The sequence below is a fragment of the Qipengyuania sp. genome, assembly GCF_965277845.1.
Classification (GTDB): Bacteria; Pseudomonadota; Alphaproteobacteria; order Sphingomonadales; family Sphingomonadaceae; genus Qipengyuania.
Genome location: NZ_OZ255844.1, coordinates 1,689,443 through 1,705,458 on the forward strand (window position 1 = coordinate 1,689,443; position 16,016 = coordinate 1,705,458).

At 62.2% G+C, this 16,016-nt stretch carries 11 protein-coding genes; 2 read left to right on the forward strand and 9 right to left on the reverse strand.

Annotated elements, in window-relative coordinates; all coding sequences use genetic code 11:
* From edd to rimO, 5 genes are all read right to left on the reverse strand, one after another.
* A complete protein-coding gene (gene edd / locus ACQY4G_RS08230) occupies positions 1–1,818 on the reverse strand; it encodes a phosphogluconate dehydratase (RefSeq protein ID WP_421990161.1) in 1,818 nt (605 codons plus the stop codon).
* Positions 1,808–3,250, reverse strand: a complete 1,443-nt coding sequence (zwf, locus tag ACQY4G_RS08235) for a glucose-6-phosphate dehydrogenase (RefSeq protein WP_067690720.1) — start codon at positions 3,248–3,250, stop codon at positions 1,808–1,810. Before zwf ends, edd begins: the two co-directional genes overlap by 11 nt.
* An 85-nt stretch (positions 3,251–3,335) precedes the next feature.
* Complete coding sequence (locus tag ACQY4G_RS08240; RefSeq protein WP_421990163.1) at positions 3,336–4,133, reverse strand: transglutaminase-like domain-containing protein; 798 nt, start codon at positions 4,131–4,133, stop codon at positions 3,336–3,338.
* 211 nt (positions 4,134–4,344) lie between these two features.
* Positions 4,345–6,600, reverse strand: coding sequence for an EAL domain-containing protein (locus ACQY4G_RS08245; RefSeq protein ID WP_421990165.1), 2,256 nt, complete (start codon positions 6,598–6,600; stop codon positions 4,345–4,347).
* Between the two features lie 352 nt (positions 6,601–6,952).
* Positions 6,953–8,326, reverse strand: a complete 1,374-nt coding sequence (rimO, locus tag ACQY4G_RS08250; RefSeq protein WP_421990167.1) for a 30S ribosomal protein S12 methylthiotransferase RimO — start codon at positions 8,324–8,326, stop codon at positions 6,953–6,955.
* Between the two features lie 77 nt (positions 8,327–8,403).
* Between rimO and ACQY4G_RS08255 the strand changes: the two genes are divergently transcribed.
* Entirely contained in the window at positions 8,404–8,802 is a 399-nt protein-coding gene (locus ACQY4G_RS08255) for a DUF1761 domain-containing protein (protein WP_421990169.1), read from the forward strand.
* On the opposite strand, the gene ACQY4G_RS08260 is transcribed toward ACQY4G_RS08255, so the two are convergent.
* The 3 genes from ACQY4G_RS08260 to serS all read right to left on the reverse strand — a co-directional run bounded on the left by ACQY4G_RS08260 (position 8,799) and on the right by serS (position 12,132).
* The gene (locus ACQY4G_RS08260) at positions 8,799–9,923 is read right to left on the reverse strand and encodes a potassium channel family protein (protein ID WP_421990171.1); all 1,125 of its coding nucleotides are present in this window, start codon (positions 9,921–9,923) and stop codon (positions 8,799–8,801) included. The genes ACQY4G_RS08255 and ACQY4G_RS08260 overlap by 4 nt on opposite strands.
* Positions 9,924–9,975: 52 nt before the next feature.
* On the reverse strand, positions 9,976–10,740 hold the full coding sequence (surE, locus tag ACQY4G_RS08265; RefSeq protein ID WP_421990173.1) for a 5'/3'-nucleotidase SurE: 765 nt from the start codon (positions 10,738–10,740) through the stop codon (positions 9,976–9,978).
* Positions 10,741–10,854: 114 nt separating this feature from the next.
* Entirely contained in the window at positions 10,855–12,132 is a 1,278-nt protein-coding gene (gene serS / locus ACQY4G_RS08270) for a serine--tRNA ligase (RefSeq protein ID WP_421990175.1), read from the reverse strand.
* A 131-nt stretch (positions 12,133–12,263) separates the two neighbouring features.
* Here serS and ACQY4G_RS08275 point away from each other — a divergent pair, with 131 nt between their 5' ends.
* A complete protein-coding gene (locus ACQY4G_RS08275; RefSeq protein ID WP_421990177.1) occupies positions 12,264–13,565 on the forward strand; it encodes a sulfotransferase family protein in 1,302 nt (433 codons plus the stop codon).
* A gap of 48 nt (positions 13,566–13,613) precedes the next feature.
* Here the strand turns inward: ACQY4G_RS08275 and ACQY4G_RS08280 are convergent, their stop codons facing one another.
* Entirely contained in the window at positions 13,614–15,944 is a 2,331-nt protein-coding gene (locus ACQY4G_RS08280; protein WP_421990179.1) for a TonB-dependent receptor, read from the reverse strand.
* Positions 15,945–16,016 lie beyond the last annotated feature (72 nt).

A 16,016-nucleotide genomic window follows, 5' to 3' on the forward strand; every position in this document is an offset into this window, starting at 1 on the left:
TCAAAGCCCTGCCATCGCCATCATCGAGGAGGCTCCCCGTTCCGCCCCGTCCGCATTGCTGCGGAACATGGCGAAGAGTTCGCGGCCCATGCCGGTTTCGGGCGCAGGCTCGAGCGCCGGATCGCGCGCATCGAGATCGACGTCGGACGACAGGTCGCCTGTCGCTGCGCAGACCCGCACTACATCACCGTCGCGCAGCCTGGACAGTGGCCCGCCGCCCAGCGCTTCGGGCGTGCAATGGATCGCTGCGGGCACCTTGCCCGATGCGCCCGACATGCGGCCATCAGTGACGAGCGCGACCTTGTAGCCGCGGTCCTGCAGGACGCCGAGGGCGGGGGTGAGCTTGTGCAGTTCGGGCATGCCGTTGGCACGCGGGCCCTGGAAGCGGACCACGACGACCACATCGCGGTCGAGTTCGCCCTTCTTGAACGCCTCGTTCACGGCGGACTGCGTCTCGAATACCCGACAGGGGGCCTCGACGGTCCAGCGTTCGCGCTTGACGGCGGAGGACTTGAAACACGCGCGACCGAGATTGCCTTCGACGAGCCGCATGCCACCATCGGGCTGGAACGGGTCGGACGCCGGGCGCAGCATCTCCGTGTCGCCCGAAGGACCCGGATCACGCCAGGCAAGCGCGTCGCCATCCATGCCCGGTTCTCGGCTATAGCTCTCGAAGCCGCCATCCCAGATCGTCAGGATGTCGGGATGCGCAAGACCTTCTTCGAGCAGCGTGCCGATGACATAGCCCATGCCGCCCGCCTCGTGGAAATGGTTCACGTCGCCCGAACCATTGGGATAGACGCGCGCGATCAGCGGTACGGCGCTGGACAGCTCGGACAGGTCGGTCCAGTCGAACCGGATGCCCGCCGCGCGCGCCATGGCCGGGATATGGATCGCATGGTTCGTCGACCCGCCGGTCGCGAGCAGGCCGATGGCCGCGTTCACGATGGCCTTCTCGTCGACTACGCGCGACAGCGGGCGGAAATCCTCGCCCGACTTGCCGATCGCGGCGAGACGGTGCGTGGCCGCACGGCTCAACTCCTGCCGCAGCTTGGCACCGGGCTGGACGAAGGCCGCGCCGGGCACGTGGAGCCCCATCATCTCCATCATCATCTGATTGGAATTGGCGGTGCCGTAGAAGGTACAGGTGCCGGGCGAATGGTAGCTGCCCATCTCGCTGGCGAGCAATTCCTCGCGGCCGACCTTGCCTTCGGCATAGAGTTGGCGCGTCCGCTGCTTTTCCTTGTTCGAGATGCCGGTCCCCATCGGTCCGGAAGGGACGAAAATGGCCGGAAGATGCCCGAAGCGCAGCGCGCCCATCAGCAATCCAGGCACGATTTTGTCGCAAATCCCGAGCAGCGCGACGCCATCGTACATGGCATGGCTCATTGCGACGATGGTCGACAGCGCGATGGTGTCGCGGCTGAACAGCGACAACTCCATACCCGCCTCGCCCTGTGTCACTCCGTCGCACATGGCGGGCGTGCCGCCCGCGACCTGCACGGTGGCGCCGACCTCGCGCGCCCAAATCTTCATCCGCTCGGGATAGCGGTAATAGGGCTGATGCGCGGAGAGCATGTCATTGTAAGCGGTGACCACGCCCAGGTTGGGTCCCTTGGCGGCCTTGATCGCTTCCTGATCCTCTTCCGCGCCCGCGAACGCGTGGGCGAGGTTCGAGCAGGACAGCGAACCGCGATTGACCTGCCGCTCGCCCTCCCGGTCCATCAGGTCGAGATAGTCGGAGCGGCTATCGCGCGATTTGGCAATCACCCGCTGGGTTACGCGGTGGATCGTGTCGTTCAGCGGCTTATTCGTCATGCCAACTCACTCCGTCGCGTTCGGCGAGGGCGATGGCCGCGCTTGGCCCCCAGCTGCCTGCGCCATAGGTTTTGGGCCTGACGTCTTCCTGCTCCCACAAAGCACGGATCGCGTCGATCCATTCCCATTGCGCCTCGACCTCGTCGCGGCGCACGAAAAGCGTCTGGTCTCCTTCGATCAGGTCGAGCAGGAGGCGCTCGTAGGCGATCCGCCGCACCGTGCCGGTGAAGGCATCGGGCATCGCGATATCGAGCGGGATCTGCCGCAGGCGGATCCCTTCCCGATCGAGGCCGGGTACCTTGGCCATCATCGATAGCTGGACGTTTTCCTCCGGCTGGATGCCGATGACGAGCCGGTTGGGCTGCGTGCTCGCGCCCCGACCCTCGAAAATCGAGTGGGGGATGCAGCGGAATTGCACGACGATCTCGGTTACGCGCTCGGGCAGGCGCTTGCCGGTGCGCATATAGAAGGGAACGCCCTTCCAGCGCCAATTGTCGACGTGCGCTTTCAGCGCCACGAAAGTCTCGGTATCGCTGTCCTTGCCGAGTTCGTCATCGTAGCCCGGCACGGCTTGCCCGTTCACTGCACCGGCGCGGTACTGGCCGGTCACTGTCTCATCCCTGGAAATGGGGCGAAGGGCGCGCAGCACCTTCACCTTTTCGTCGCGCACGGCAGTAGAATCGAAACTGGTGGGCGGCTCCATCGCGACCAGCGCCAGCAGCTGGAGCATGTGGTTCTGGACCATGTCGCGCAGCGCCCCGCTGTCATCGTAATAGGCGACGCGCGATTCCAGCCCGACCGTCTCGGCGACGGTAATCTGGACATGATCGATATAGGTCGCGTTCCAGACCGGCTCGAACAGGAGATTGGCAAAGCGCAGGGCCAGAAGATTCTGGACCGTTTCCTTGCCGAGATAGTGGTCGATTCGGAAAATGCGGTCTTCGTTGAACGCCTTGGCGACGGCGGTGTTGATCTCTTCGCTCGAAGCGAGATCCGTGCCGAGCGGCTTTTCGAGGCCGATGCGAACATTGCCTTCGGTCAGTCCAGCATGGACGAGGCCATCGATCGTCGCTTCGAACAGGCTGGGCGCGGTCGACAGAAAGATCGCCAAGCCCTTGGTGTATTCGCCGACTTCCCTGGCCAGCTCGTCATAGCCATCGAGTTTCGTTGCATCGACGGGCACATAACTCAGCCGATTGAGAAATTCGGCGACACCTCCTCGGCGATGATCGGGAAGGTATTTCTCCAGCGCCTCTCGCGCGAAATCGCGATAAGCCTTGGTGGTCATCTCCGACCGCGCCGTGCCGACGATCCGGAGGTCCGGTTCCAACAGCCCGTCCGCATCCAGTGCGCATAGCGAAGGAAGCAGCATACGCTGGGCGAGGTCGCCGGTTGCGCCGAACAGAAGCAGGCGGTCTGCGGAAACGCTCATGCCGGGGGCCGCGCCATCATCGTTGTCTGTCTCCTCGCGAGAGCGGGTAACAGCGCGAACGAAAGCAATCCAGTCGGCTGCATTCCTATTCTTTCCTTACTCTGACCTCACTCGAGCGGAAGGTGCTGGGGCCGAAGCTCGTCAGGAAGCTCACATCGGCCGCATCCCGACCGATGCCGATCTTTACGGTTTCGGCTGGGTCGGCCATTCCGGTTGCATCGACCAATTGCCACGTGCCGCCCTTTCGGGATTCTGGATCGGCAAGGAACACTTCCGCGACGGCATGGAAGTCGGGCGGATCGACCCCGGGGGCATAGCAGGCAACGTAGCGCGCAGGGATCGTGCTGGCACGGGCCATTGTCACCAGAACATGCGCATAGTCGCGGCAAATTCCCCGACGGGCGATGAAACTTTCGGCAGCACCGGTTTCGTTATTCGAACTGCCGGAAATGTAACTGAAATTCGCAGCGATCCAGTCGCGGATCGCCGCAACTCGGGCGCCGCCATCGGTGCCCGAAAACTCTGCCTCGACGAAGGGTTGGAAATTGTCCGCGGGACAATAGCGGCTGTCGAAAAGGTATTCGACCGCTTCGCCAGGCAAGGCGTGCGGTGAAAGGGCGGCCAGTTCCTCAAGCTTGCCGAGCTGGCGATCAACTTGGACACGTGCCTGATAATCGACCTCGAATTCACCCGCTGCGCGAATCCAGATCCGTTCGCCGATTTCGTCCTGCGCGGGCACTCTGGCGCAGTGATCGCTGTGGCTCAGCCGTGTCGAATGCGACAGAATATTCTGTTCGGGGATCGATGCGGCCTCGAATTGAAGCAGCACATCGGTCGGGGAGGGGAGTTGGAAGGCGAAGCGGGATTCGATCGAGATCGGCATATGGCCGGTCAACGAGGCACGAGCAGGTTCGTTTCGGGAGGCAATGGGAATGTGCCGGAAATGAGAAAGGGCCCCGCAAAAGGGGCCCTTTACATTCTAAGCTTAAGCGAGGCTTAGCCGTCGCCCATAAGCCATTCCCAGAAATTCCACATGGTCGTACCTCCTTTGAGTGCGGAGGTAACTATTCATTAACCATGTCTGTTTGTAAAGTCTAAACCATGTTTGCCGCCGCTCTGCTTTTATCAAAGTCTTTCAATTCCAATAAGTTAGATAGCGAAACGGGCCTAGAAAAGGCGAAGCCCTGCACCTGCTCGCAGCCGATTTCCTCCAGCAAACCAATATCCTGGGGGTTCTCGAGGCCCTCGGCGACTACGGTGATTCGCGCCTCGCGTCCCATCGCGGCAATGCTCGCGACAATTGCCCGCGCCTTGGGGTCGCGTGCCATGTTCGTCACGAATAAGCGGTCGATCTTGAGTTCGTCGAACGGCAGTTCGTAGAATGCCTCGTAGCTGGACGAGCCGATCCCGAAGTCGTCCATCGAGATCTTGACGCCGATCGCCTTGAGTTCCTCGATGATGCTCGCCGCTACCGTATGATCCGAGATACGGGCCGTTTCGGTGATCTCGAGGACGAGGCACTGTGGATCGAAGCGTGTCGCCTGAAGGTCATTTCGTACGATTCCGGCAATCCGCATGTCGCCGAGCAGAGTGGCCGAGATGTTCACCGCCATCGAGATTTTCCGGCCGCGGAAATGCAGCAGCTGGCCGGCCGAACAGGCACTCTGGAGAACGTAGCGCGTCAGATGCTCCATCCTCCCAGCCTTTTCGCACTGCTGGATGAAATGCATGGGCGAAATGAAACCGCGCGCGGGATCGTGCCAACGCACCAGCGCCTCCACCCCGACGATCGATTTCGAGTTCAGATCGATCTGGGGCTGGTAGACGCAGTAGATTTCGCCCGCTTCCATCGCCTCGTCGATGCGCGCTCTTAGCGAGATATCCCAGAGGAGGTCGCTTTGCGATCCGGTCTCGGCAATCGCTATGGGATTGTGAGCCTCGGAAGTTTCTTCTGCCGCAGCGACTGCCGCGGCGAGGCGTGCCGGAGGATCGCCCTCGATCGAAGCAATTCCGAACGTAATGCCCACGTCGACCGAAAACCCACCGACCTGGACCGGAGCGGCAAAGATCGCGCGAAGACCTTCGAGATGTTCGACGACCGCGTCGGTTTCGTCGCTCGCCACGTGCCAGCCGAGATGGTGACCTTCACTGTAGACGGCCAGATGCGGATCCGCCGCGCGCAGCCGGTCGACGAGCTTTAGGACATAGCTGCCCTTTTCGTCCGACCTGAGCGTTTTCAACACGCGTTCGTAATTCTGGATCTTGGCGATGACGATGTGACCATTGCCTATCGAATCGCGGAGAAGCCGCGCTTCGAGCGCGCGAAGCTTCGGCAATCCCGTTTCCAGATTGACCATTTCGACGCGTCGCTTCCAACGCATCCGGGAACGGAGCGCGGCATAGACCGCCAGAAATAGGATCGCATAAGATAGATCTATTCGTGCACCGACCTTTGCGAAACCTACTAGCAGGACGGGCGTAAGAAGCACGATTCCCGCGTACGCGGTGTAACGGCGCTTCCGTGTTGTGCCCAGCGTCAGGCCAATGAGTATCAGCGCCACGAAGAGAGAAAGGATGGTTGGGCCGCTTAAGTGACTTGTCGAACCTGACTTTAGCGTCTCGCCCGCGTAAATATCGACGTAGCTTGCTGGCGCGTCGATCTTCCCCGGGATGGTCCGCTGACTTCTGGCAACGTTACCGGTGTGGCCGACAATTACTGTCTTGCCGGTCACTTCGATCGGTATGTCGCTCGATTCGGGATTGGCGAAGGCCAAAGCCGCAACGGGAACGACCGACACTTGTTCGTGGCCAAAGCCGTAGTCTACCGAGAACCTCTCGTCAGGGCGTCCTTGCACTCCTCCGATCGCAGCTCCAAGCGATTGTACGGGTTTACCGCCGATATCGTACGCATATGGCAACGACCAGGCGAAACCCGCCCAGTTGCGATCGGTCTGGTCCGCCACCACCCGGTTTCCCCGCCCGGCTATAGCGGGGGAGGTCGAACGGTGCACTTCCTCGACGGAGGTTCCCTCGACAATTCGGTCGACCAGGGTAATCCGTGGACCCAAATCGGCAATCGACTGCGCCAGTCGCTCATCGGCTCGAGGGTCGCTCGATTCCGCGAAGGTAATGTCGAGAAACACCTTCCCGACTCCCTGCCGGTCGAGTTCGTCTAGAGCGGCGGCGAGTTCGTAGCGTCGTTGCGGAGCTTTTGGATCATTCAATGCTTCGTCCGAAGACACGAATACAATGTCGCCCGACGGACTCCGATCCGCAATCCGAGATTGGATCAGCCAGAGCAACTGATCTGCAGGTTCCAGGAAATGACCTGCATACATCGCAAGGCTCAACAACCCCGCCCACAGCACGTGCCGCAAGCGTTCGAACAGGCGCCCGCCGAACAGCGCGCGCCCGCTACCGAGTATCGGCCCGGCAAGTTTCGAGATGCGTTTCTCACCCATCGAACGCCCTTATGGCGCTCTTAAGTTTAAGAAAGATTTGATGGCGGCAATGGAAGAACCCCACAGCCCAAGGCTGCTGCGGCTTGCGAAGGTAAACAGTGCTTTAGGGTTTTGGGTAAAGGCGCATTGGCAGGGATCAAAAAAAACTCGCGCCATTTCGCGCGAATTTCCGTTACGGTTGAGGAGGATAGCTGCAGGATGACGCAGTGAGCGTTCACAGTTAACCGTTTTCCCCGGTGTATCAGGCTACCGCGCCGTAGAGGTCGTGCGCATCGCTGTCCTCGATCGAAACAGTTAAAATATCGCCCTGAGCGAGATCTTTTGGCACGTTGCGAAGGTAGACGGCGCCGTCGATTTCGGGTGCATCGGCCTGGCTGCGGCCGGTGGCCCCGACATCGCCATCCTCGTCGGGAGCGCCGATTTCGTCGATGATCACCGGAATTTGCAAGCCCACCTTGTCGGCGAGCTTGGCCGCGCTGATCCGCTCGGTCACTTCCATGATCCGGGCGTAGCGCTCCTCCTTGACCTCTTCGTTCACCGGATCCGGGAGGCTGTTTGCCTGTGCACCTTCCACCGGCTCGAAGCGGAACGCGCCCACACGGTCGAGCTGCGCTTCCTCGAGCCAATCGAGCAGGTATTGGAAATCCTCTTCGGTTTCGCCGGGGAAGCCGACCACGAAGCTAGAGCGGATGGCGATCTCGGGACAGATCTCGCGCCAGCGCTTGAGCCGTTCGAGCACCTTGGCCTCGTTGGCCGGGCGTTTCATGGCGCGCAGTACCTTGGGGCTGGCGTGCTGGAACGGGATGTCGAGATAGGGCGTCAGCAGCCCATCGGCCATCAACGGGATGACCGCATCGACATGGGGGTAGGGGTAGACATAATGCAGCCGCACCCACGGCGGCGTGCCATCGCCGGTGTCGAGCTTGCCGAGTTCACGCGCCAGATCGGTCATGTGCGCGCGCACCGGCTCGCCCTTCCAGAGGCGTTCCTCATGACGTGTGTCGACGCCATAGGCGCTGGTGTCCTGGCTTATGACCAGCAGTTCTTTGGTGCCCGCGGCGACCAGTTTTTCTGCCTCGCGCAGCACCGCATCGATCCGGCGGCTCGCGAGCTTCCCGCGCAGATCGGGAATGATGCAGAAGGCGCAGGAATGGTTGCAGCCTTCGGAGATTTTCAGATAGCTGTAGTGACGGGGCGTCAGCTTGACATCCGGCTGCGGAATCAGGTCGATATAGGGGCCTTGCGAGGGCGGAGCGTACTCGTGGACCGCGTCCACGACTGCCTCGTACTGATGCGCTCCAGTCACTGCGAGCACGCTGGGGTGCGCCGCGCGGATCGCATCGGCTTCTTCGCCCATGCAACCGGTCACGATCACTCGGCCATTTTCGGCGATCGCCTCGCCGATCGCCTGAAGGCTCTCTTCCTTGGCGGAGTCGAGAAAGCCACAGGTGTTGACCAGCACCACGTCGGCGCCGGCGTAATCGGGACTCATCGCATATCCGTCGGCGCGCAGGCGCGTGAGAATGCGCTCGCTGTCGACCAGCGCCTTGGGGCAGCCGAGGGAAACCATGCCGACCTTCTTCTGGTCGGGGATCGGGGTCGTCTGGGTAGTCATGATTGCGCGCGCCTCTACACCTATGCGCGGCTTTAGGCTAGCGTCGAACGTATCGAGAAGATCGGGGAGAAACATAGATGGGCGAGATCAATTGGTTGCCCGTATTGCTCGGCGCGCTGGCCTTCTTCCTTGTTGGGTCGATCTGGTACGGGGTACTGTTCGCGAAGGCCTGGCAAAAGGCGGCGGGAGTGAGTGACGAACAGCTTCAGGGCGGCAATATGGCGGTGATTTTCGCTCTCACTTTCTTGGCCGAAGTGATCATCGCTTCGGCCCTGTGGCATGCGATCCAGCGTACCGGGGCCAGCGACCGGGCGGTCATGATGATGGCGGTCGGCTTTGGCGCCACGATCATGGTCCCGGCGATCGGCATCAATTATCTCTATCTGCGCAAGACGTTGGCACATTTCCTGATCGATGCCGGGCACTTCATCGTCGGCATGGCCGCGATGGGCGGTGTATTCCTGTACTTCCGCTAGACTTGGGCGTCGAGGCGATCGTCGCGGTCATGTCCGTCGCCCTTGGTTTCGCCATTGGTGGTAGGCACGATCTCGACGACCACGTCCCCGGGTTGCAGATTTTGGCACTCCTCTTCCCAAAAGCCGAGTGCCTTTCCGTTGCGATAGATGCGCAGGCCCCTGCCACCGGTGCGCAATTCGCTGATCGCGCAACCGCATTCCTCCTCAGTGATCGTGCGCTCGACCAATTGCACGCGGCCGGTGACGCTGGCGAGGTCGGCGAGATATTCGGCGATGTGCTCACCCTTGGCGCTGCCGGCCAATAATAGGCCGGTAAACCGAACCGGGTTGATGACATTGTCCGCCCCCGCCTGCCGGGCGAGCGATTCGTTGTCGTCTGCTCGAACCACCGCACTGATCGGCACTTGCGGGGCAAGCGCGCGCACGGTCAGCGTGATGAGGATGGTAGTATCGTCGCGCCCGGCGGAGACGAGCACGTTCTGCGCCTGCGCGATGCGAACCGCTTTCAAGGTCTGGTCGCGCGTGGCATCGGCGGCCATGACATTGCAGCCCAGCGCTTCGGCCTCTTGCAGGCGGTCTTCGCTGGGATCGATCACCACGATGCACGAAGGATCGGTGCCCCGTTCGATCAGTTCGCTGACCGCTTCGGAGCCGGAAATGCCGTAGCCGAGCACTACGATGTGATCGGAGAGCTGTTCCTGGATGCGGGCCATGCGCCATTTCTCCCAGCTGCGCTTGATGATGAAGTTATAGGCCGTGCCGACGAATATGAAGAACACGGCAAAGCGGATTGGCGTAACGATCACGGCCTCGACCAGGCGGGCGCGGTCGGAAATCGGTGCGATGTCGCCAAAGCCGGTGGTGGTGATCGAAATCATCGTGAAATAGATGACGTCGAGAAAGCTGACCTCGCCGTCGAGATTGTCGACCAGTCCCTCGCGGTCCCACCAGTGGACCATGATGACGATGAAGATCAGGAACAGCGCGGCGCCAAGCCGGATGCCGAGATCGCCCCAGACCGGAAGCCTGACCGCGCGCCTGAGCGGCTGGAACCGCGGCCCGCGATAGGTGCGGGGCGGATTGGAAGGAGCGATCCTGTCGACCTGCTTGTCGCTGCTCATCGCGCGCCTTGGTGCGCCCGCAACCCCTTGGGGTCAATAGGAATGCGGTCGTTCACCCTTCGTAGCGATCCGCCAGCGCGCCGAGCGAGGCGTGATGCGTCAGGTCGAGCTGCAGCGGCGTGACCGAGATGTACCCTTCGTCGATAGCCTCGAGGTCGGTGCCATGGTCGAGCGTGTGTTCGATCGCTTCGAGGCCGAACCAGTAATATTGGAACCCGCGCGGATCGCGGCCTTCGACCACCGTACCGCGCGAATAGTCGTGAAATCCCTGCCGCACGGCGCGGATGCCCTTCACATCGGACGGCGGCACGGGCGGGAAGTTGACATTGACCAGCGTGCGCTTGGGAAGCGGAGTGTCGAGCAGGGGCGCCAGCACTTTCGCGCCCCATTTGATGGCCGGTGCGAAGGGGCCGTCCTCGCCCATTACTTCCTTGGAGTAGACCTGGCTCAGCGCGATCGAGCGTACCCCGGCCAGCGCTCCCTCGATGGCCGCTGAGACGGTGCCCGAATAGGTGATGTCGTCGGCCAGGTTTGCGCCGCGATTGACGCCCGACAGGATGACATCGGGCTGTGCCTCGATCACCTTGCGCAGGCCCATGGTGACTGCGTCGGTGGGTGTTCCGGTGACGGAAAAGCGGCGTTCGCCGTGCTTGCGCAGGCGGACAGGGCGGGTGAGCGTGAGCGCATGGCCCATGCCCGATTGTTCCTCGTCCGGCGCACAGATCCAGATATCGTCCGAAAACTGGCGCGCAATCGCTTCGAGCACTTCGAGGCCCGGTGCGTGGATGCCGTCGTCATTGGTGAGGAGAATTCTCAAAGCGACACTCTCTCTATCCGTTCGTGCTGAGCTTGTCGAAGCACCGTTCTTCACTTCAGGCACAGCACTCAAAGAAAAGGACAGCCCTTCGACAAGCTCAGGGCGAACGGAATTCTAGCGTGGTACCAATTTCGAAATGCCGCCCATATAGGACGCGAGCACGTCGGGCACCTCGACGCTACCGTCGGCGTTTTGGTAGTTCTCCATCACCGCGACCAGCGTCCGACCGACGGCAAGCCCCGAACCGTTCAGCGTGTGCACGAAGGCGGTCTTCTTCTCGCCTTCGGGGCGATAGCGCGCATTCATCCGGCGGGCCTGGAAGTCGCCCGTGTTCGAGCAGGACGAAATCTCGCGCCAGGCGCCCTGGCCGGGCAGCCAGACTTCGAGATCGTAGGTCTTGCGCGCCCCGAAACCCATATCGCCGGTGCACAGCAGCATGCGGCGATAGGGGAGGTTCAGCGCTTCGAGGACGCCTTCGGCGCACTTCGTCATGCGCTCGTGCTCGGCCTCGCTGTCCTCGGGGCGGCAGACGCTGACCAGCTCGACCTTTTCGAACTGGTGCTGGCGAATGAACCCGCGCGTATCGCGTCCGGCCGAGCCTGCTTCGGAGCGGAAACACAAGGTGTGTGCCGTCATGCGGATCGGCTCGGCCAAATCGGGCAGGATATCGCCCGCAACCGAATAGGTGAGCGGGACTTCCGAGGTCGGGACAAGCCAGCGATCGTCGGTCGTTCGGAAGCTGTCCTCGGCGAATTTGGGCAGCTTGTCGGTACCATACATCGCCTCGTTGCCCACCAGCACGGGCGGATTGCATTCGGTATAGCCATTCTCACGCGTTTGCTTGTCGAGCATGAACTGGGCGAGCGCGCGGTGGAGGCGGGCGATATCGCCGCGCAGGAAGGTGAAGCGCGCGCCCGAGAGCTTGGCGCCGGTTTCGAATTCCATCCCCAGTGCGGGGCCGATGTCGGCATGTTCCTTCGGGTCGAAATCGAACTCGCGCTTCGTGCCCCACTGGTGCTGCTCGACATTGTCGGTCTCATCCGCACCCTGCGGCACGTCTTCGGCAGGCAGGTTGGGCAGGATAGCCAGCAGGTCCTTCAGTTCTTTCCCAGCAGCGCGCTCGGCCTCTTCCCATTCGGGCATGCTCGCCTTGATTTCGGCAACTTCGGCCTTGAGCGCTGCGGCCTTGTCCTTGTCCCCCTGGCCCATTGCCTGACCGATCGCCTTGGAGGCCTCGTTGCGGCGGCTCTGCGCCTGCTGGACCTTGGTCGCGGCCTCGCGCTTCTTGGCGTCGAGCGCGATGATGCGGTCGGCCACCGGCTCTGCTCCGCGGCGGGCGAGGGCGGCATCGAAGTCGGACGGATTGGCTCTGATAAACGCGATATCGTGCATGGCCGGGCCTATGCCTTTTCGCATTCGCCTTGGCCAGATACTTCGGACCGGCGCGCCTTGTCCTTTTGCGGGCACGCTTCTAGCGTCCATACGTTGAGGGGCAATTCCAAGAGCTTGAAAGGCCACCCAGCTTGCACGACCAGCCGATCCAGCCGCCGCGCCGAACGCGTTTCATCGATGTCGCGGACGGCGTGATCCAGGGTGGGCGCAGGCTTGGCGTGATCGACCCGGCGCGGCTCGAAAAAGGTTTCCTGCTCGAACAGGCGGTCGATTCGACCGGCCTCGACGATTTCGGCGACCGCTGGTTCGAACGCCCGTTCGATGTCCTGCTCGACAGCGTCGGAAGCGAAGCGCAGCTCAATGCGGCGGGCGATTTTTCCGCCATGAAGATGTTCCATCACGTGCTGCGCGATCGGCTCTATACGCAGATGTGGTTCAAGCGGCATCCCGAAATCCTTGCCCGGCCGCTCAAGAACCCGGTGGTTATCGTCGGCCCGATGCGGTCGGGCACTACGCGTCTTCACCGGCTGCTGGCGAGCGACAAGCGTTTCGCCCATCTGCGTAGCTTCGAGACGATCAGCCCCGTGCCACGGCCCGAGTTCGAGGCTGTGCTGGCCGGCGAGGCGGAGGATTTCCGGCCCAAGCTCGCCAGCCGCATTCTCAAGGTCGCACGGCTGGCCAATCCGCGCACGCTGTCGATCCACCCGACAGGGGCGTTCGAACCCGAGGAGGAGCTCGGCCTGGTTGCTGCCTCGATGTACGGGATGAAGTGGGAGGCCCAGTGGCATGTGCCGGGATATGCCGCCTGGTGCGCAGACGAATCCGCCGTGCCTGCCTATCGCCATATGGCCAATCTGCTGCGGCTGATAGGCTGGTCGCAGCAGGAAAGCTCGCTGCGGCCGTGGATACTGAAGACCCCGCAACACATGCTCGATCTGCCCGCGCTGCTCGAGGTGTTTCCCGATGCGCGGCTGATCTTCACCCATCGCGATCCGCGGCAGGTGGTCGGCAGCGCGGCCTCGCTGGCGTGGAACCAGACGACGATCTACACCGATCACGTTTCGCCGCAGGAAACCGGGCGGCAGTGGCTCGACAAGACCGACCAGATGATCGCGAAGATGCGCTGCGCGCGCGATGCCATTCCGCGCGAGCGGATGATCGATGTGCAGTATGAGGACATGGAGCAGGACTGGCGCGCGACGATGGAGCGGGTTTATCGCTTCCTGGGTCTCGACATGGAACCGGCGGTGCCGGGGATGCAGCGCTATCTCGACCGTTCGGCACAGCTGAAGCGGAACCCGCATCGTTATAGCCTGGCCGAGTTCGGCCTCGGCGAAGACGAAGTAAACGAACGCTTTGCCGACTATACCGAGACATTCGGCATCCCGGTCGAAAACCAGGCGCTGCCTGCGCGCCAGCGCGCCGCCAAATAGCAAGGGGTCGGGAGCAATCTTCCCGACCCCGCGCGCCGTTCTACCAGATCAATAGGTAAAGGTAACCGTGGCGAAGACCTGCCGCGGATTGCCGTAGAAGGCCGTCAAGGTGCCTTCGGGGCCCAAGGTCGGAATGGGGAACCCGTTCGCGCCGTTGACTATGGCACCCGTCACCGGATCGGTGGCTACGAAGGTATAGCCGCTGGTCTTGTATTCCTTGTCGAACAGGTTCCTGCCGTAAACCCCCACGCTCCAGCGATCGCCCGGCGCGGTATAGACCACGCTGGCATCGAGCAGCGCGAAACCGTCCTGATCGAGGAAGGGGTTGGGAATCTCGAATTGGCTGGTCTTGCTGCGATAGGACAGCGTCGTGCCGAAATAGAGGTCGCCGGGACCCACGGGCGTTTCATAGCTGGCAGTGATGCTGCCGGTGAATTCGGGTGTGTTCTGCACCACGCGGAAGTCCGCGACGTCGGTCGGAGTATTGCCGATATTGGTGATGTATTCGTCATATTGGGCATCGATATAGCCGAGCGATCCGGCAAGGCCGAACCCGCCGGGGAAGCGCGCATTCGCTTCGAGTTCGAGCCCCTTGAACGTGGCCTTGCCGGCATTCGACACGACGCCGCAGAAGGTCGGTAGCCCGGCAACCTGGCACGCGACCGAGCCAGGGATCTGCACATCGGTATAGTCCGCATAGAAAGCCGCCGCGGCAATGTTGAGAATACCGATACTGCCCTTGTAGCCGATCTCGTAGCTGTCGACTTCCTCGGGTGCGAAACTGAGGAAATCGGCCACCTCTGCATCGGTGGGTGCGCCGGGTATGGCGGCCGGGGCGTTGGCGCCCACGCCGCGCGGATCGAAGCCGCCGCCCTTGAAGCCCTTCGAATAGCTTGCGTAGATGTTATGATCGGGCGTCGGTTTGAAACTGATCGAGGCGCGCGGGGTGAATTTCTTGAATTCGCGGCTGCCGTCGAAATTGGTGCTCGGTCCGCCGAAGGGCACGCCGGCTCCGCCGAATATCGGTGACCCCCCGCCTAAGAAGTTCTGGCGCAGGATCTCCGCGCTGCGCTCGTCCCAGGTGTAGCGTCCGCCGACCGACAGGCTGAACTGCTCGGTCAGATCGTAGGTGAAATCGCCGAAGATTGCGTAGGTTTCGGTGTCGACATTCGCCTGCGTGAAGGCGGTCAGGCCCGGGAAAGTGGTGAAGATGCGTACGTCGAACAGCGTGTCTGCCTTGGCGTCGAGGTAATAGAAGCCGAGCAGCCCGCTGAAGGGCCCGCCATCGTCCCAGACGAGCTGGAATTCCTGGCTGATCTGCTCGTTGAAATAGGCGCCCGGCACATCGAGATCGACCGCCGGAAGCGCGTCGAAATCGATCGGGGTGAAGCTGTCGTCCTTGCGCCAGGCCGAAATCGAACGGAACGTCAGGGCATCGCCGAGCTCGACCTCGGCGTGCAGCGACACGCCGTAGGACTCGACGTCCTGTTCCGGGTCGTTGAGCCCGCCGCGCGTATCGAAGACATTGTCGAGCACCGGTGCTCCGGAGTTCAGGCCCGGGATCAGGCGATGGCCGCCGCGCGGATTGCTCTTGTCCTTGGTGTAATCCCCCTGGACGCGGATGAAGACCGGCTCGCCATAGCCGCCAAGCTCGAGGCTTGCGCGGCCCGCCCAGATATCCTTGTTGTAATTCTCCAGACCGGTGGTGAGATTGTCACCGAAGCCGCCTCGCGAGAGTCGTGCGAACGAACCCCCGATACGGGCAAGGTCGCCGAGCGGGGTCGAAGCGGTGATGACGCCTTCCGCCTGGTCGTACGTGCCGTAGGTCGCGCGCACCTTGAGCGCGGTCTCCTGCGGCAGGCGCCGGGTCACGTATTTGACCGCGCCGCCGATCGTGTTGCGGCCGTAAAGCGTGCCCTGCGGTCCGCGCAGCACCTCGATCCGTTCGACGTCGTAAATGTCGAGTACCGCGGCCTGCGGGCGGTTGAGATAGACATCGTCGAGATAAATCCCGACGCCCTGCTCGAAGCCGGAAACCGGATCCTGTTGGCCGATACCGCGGATGAAGGCGGAAAGGGTGGAATTGGTCGCGCGGCTCGCTTCCAGCGTCACATTGGGCACGGTCTGGCCGACATCGGTAATGTCGAGCGCCCCGCGCTGCGACAGTTCTTCGCCGCTGAGGGCGCTGACGGCCACGGGCACGTCGAGCAAGCGTTCCTCGCGGCGCCGTGCGGTAACGATGATGATGTTGTCATCGTCGGCCGGTGCTGCCTCGGCGATTGGATCGTCATCCGACTGTGCCTGCGCCGGCGCGGCGATGAATGCCGTCGTGGCCGCACCGCACAGCAGGCTGGCGGCAAGAATCCTGATCGAACGCATTGCGGTTTCTCCCTCCCAAACTGTTATCTGCCAGGAGCAATACTGAAAGTTGAACCACCTTTCAAGTTTCTT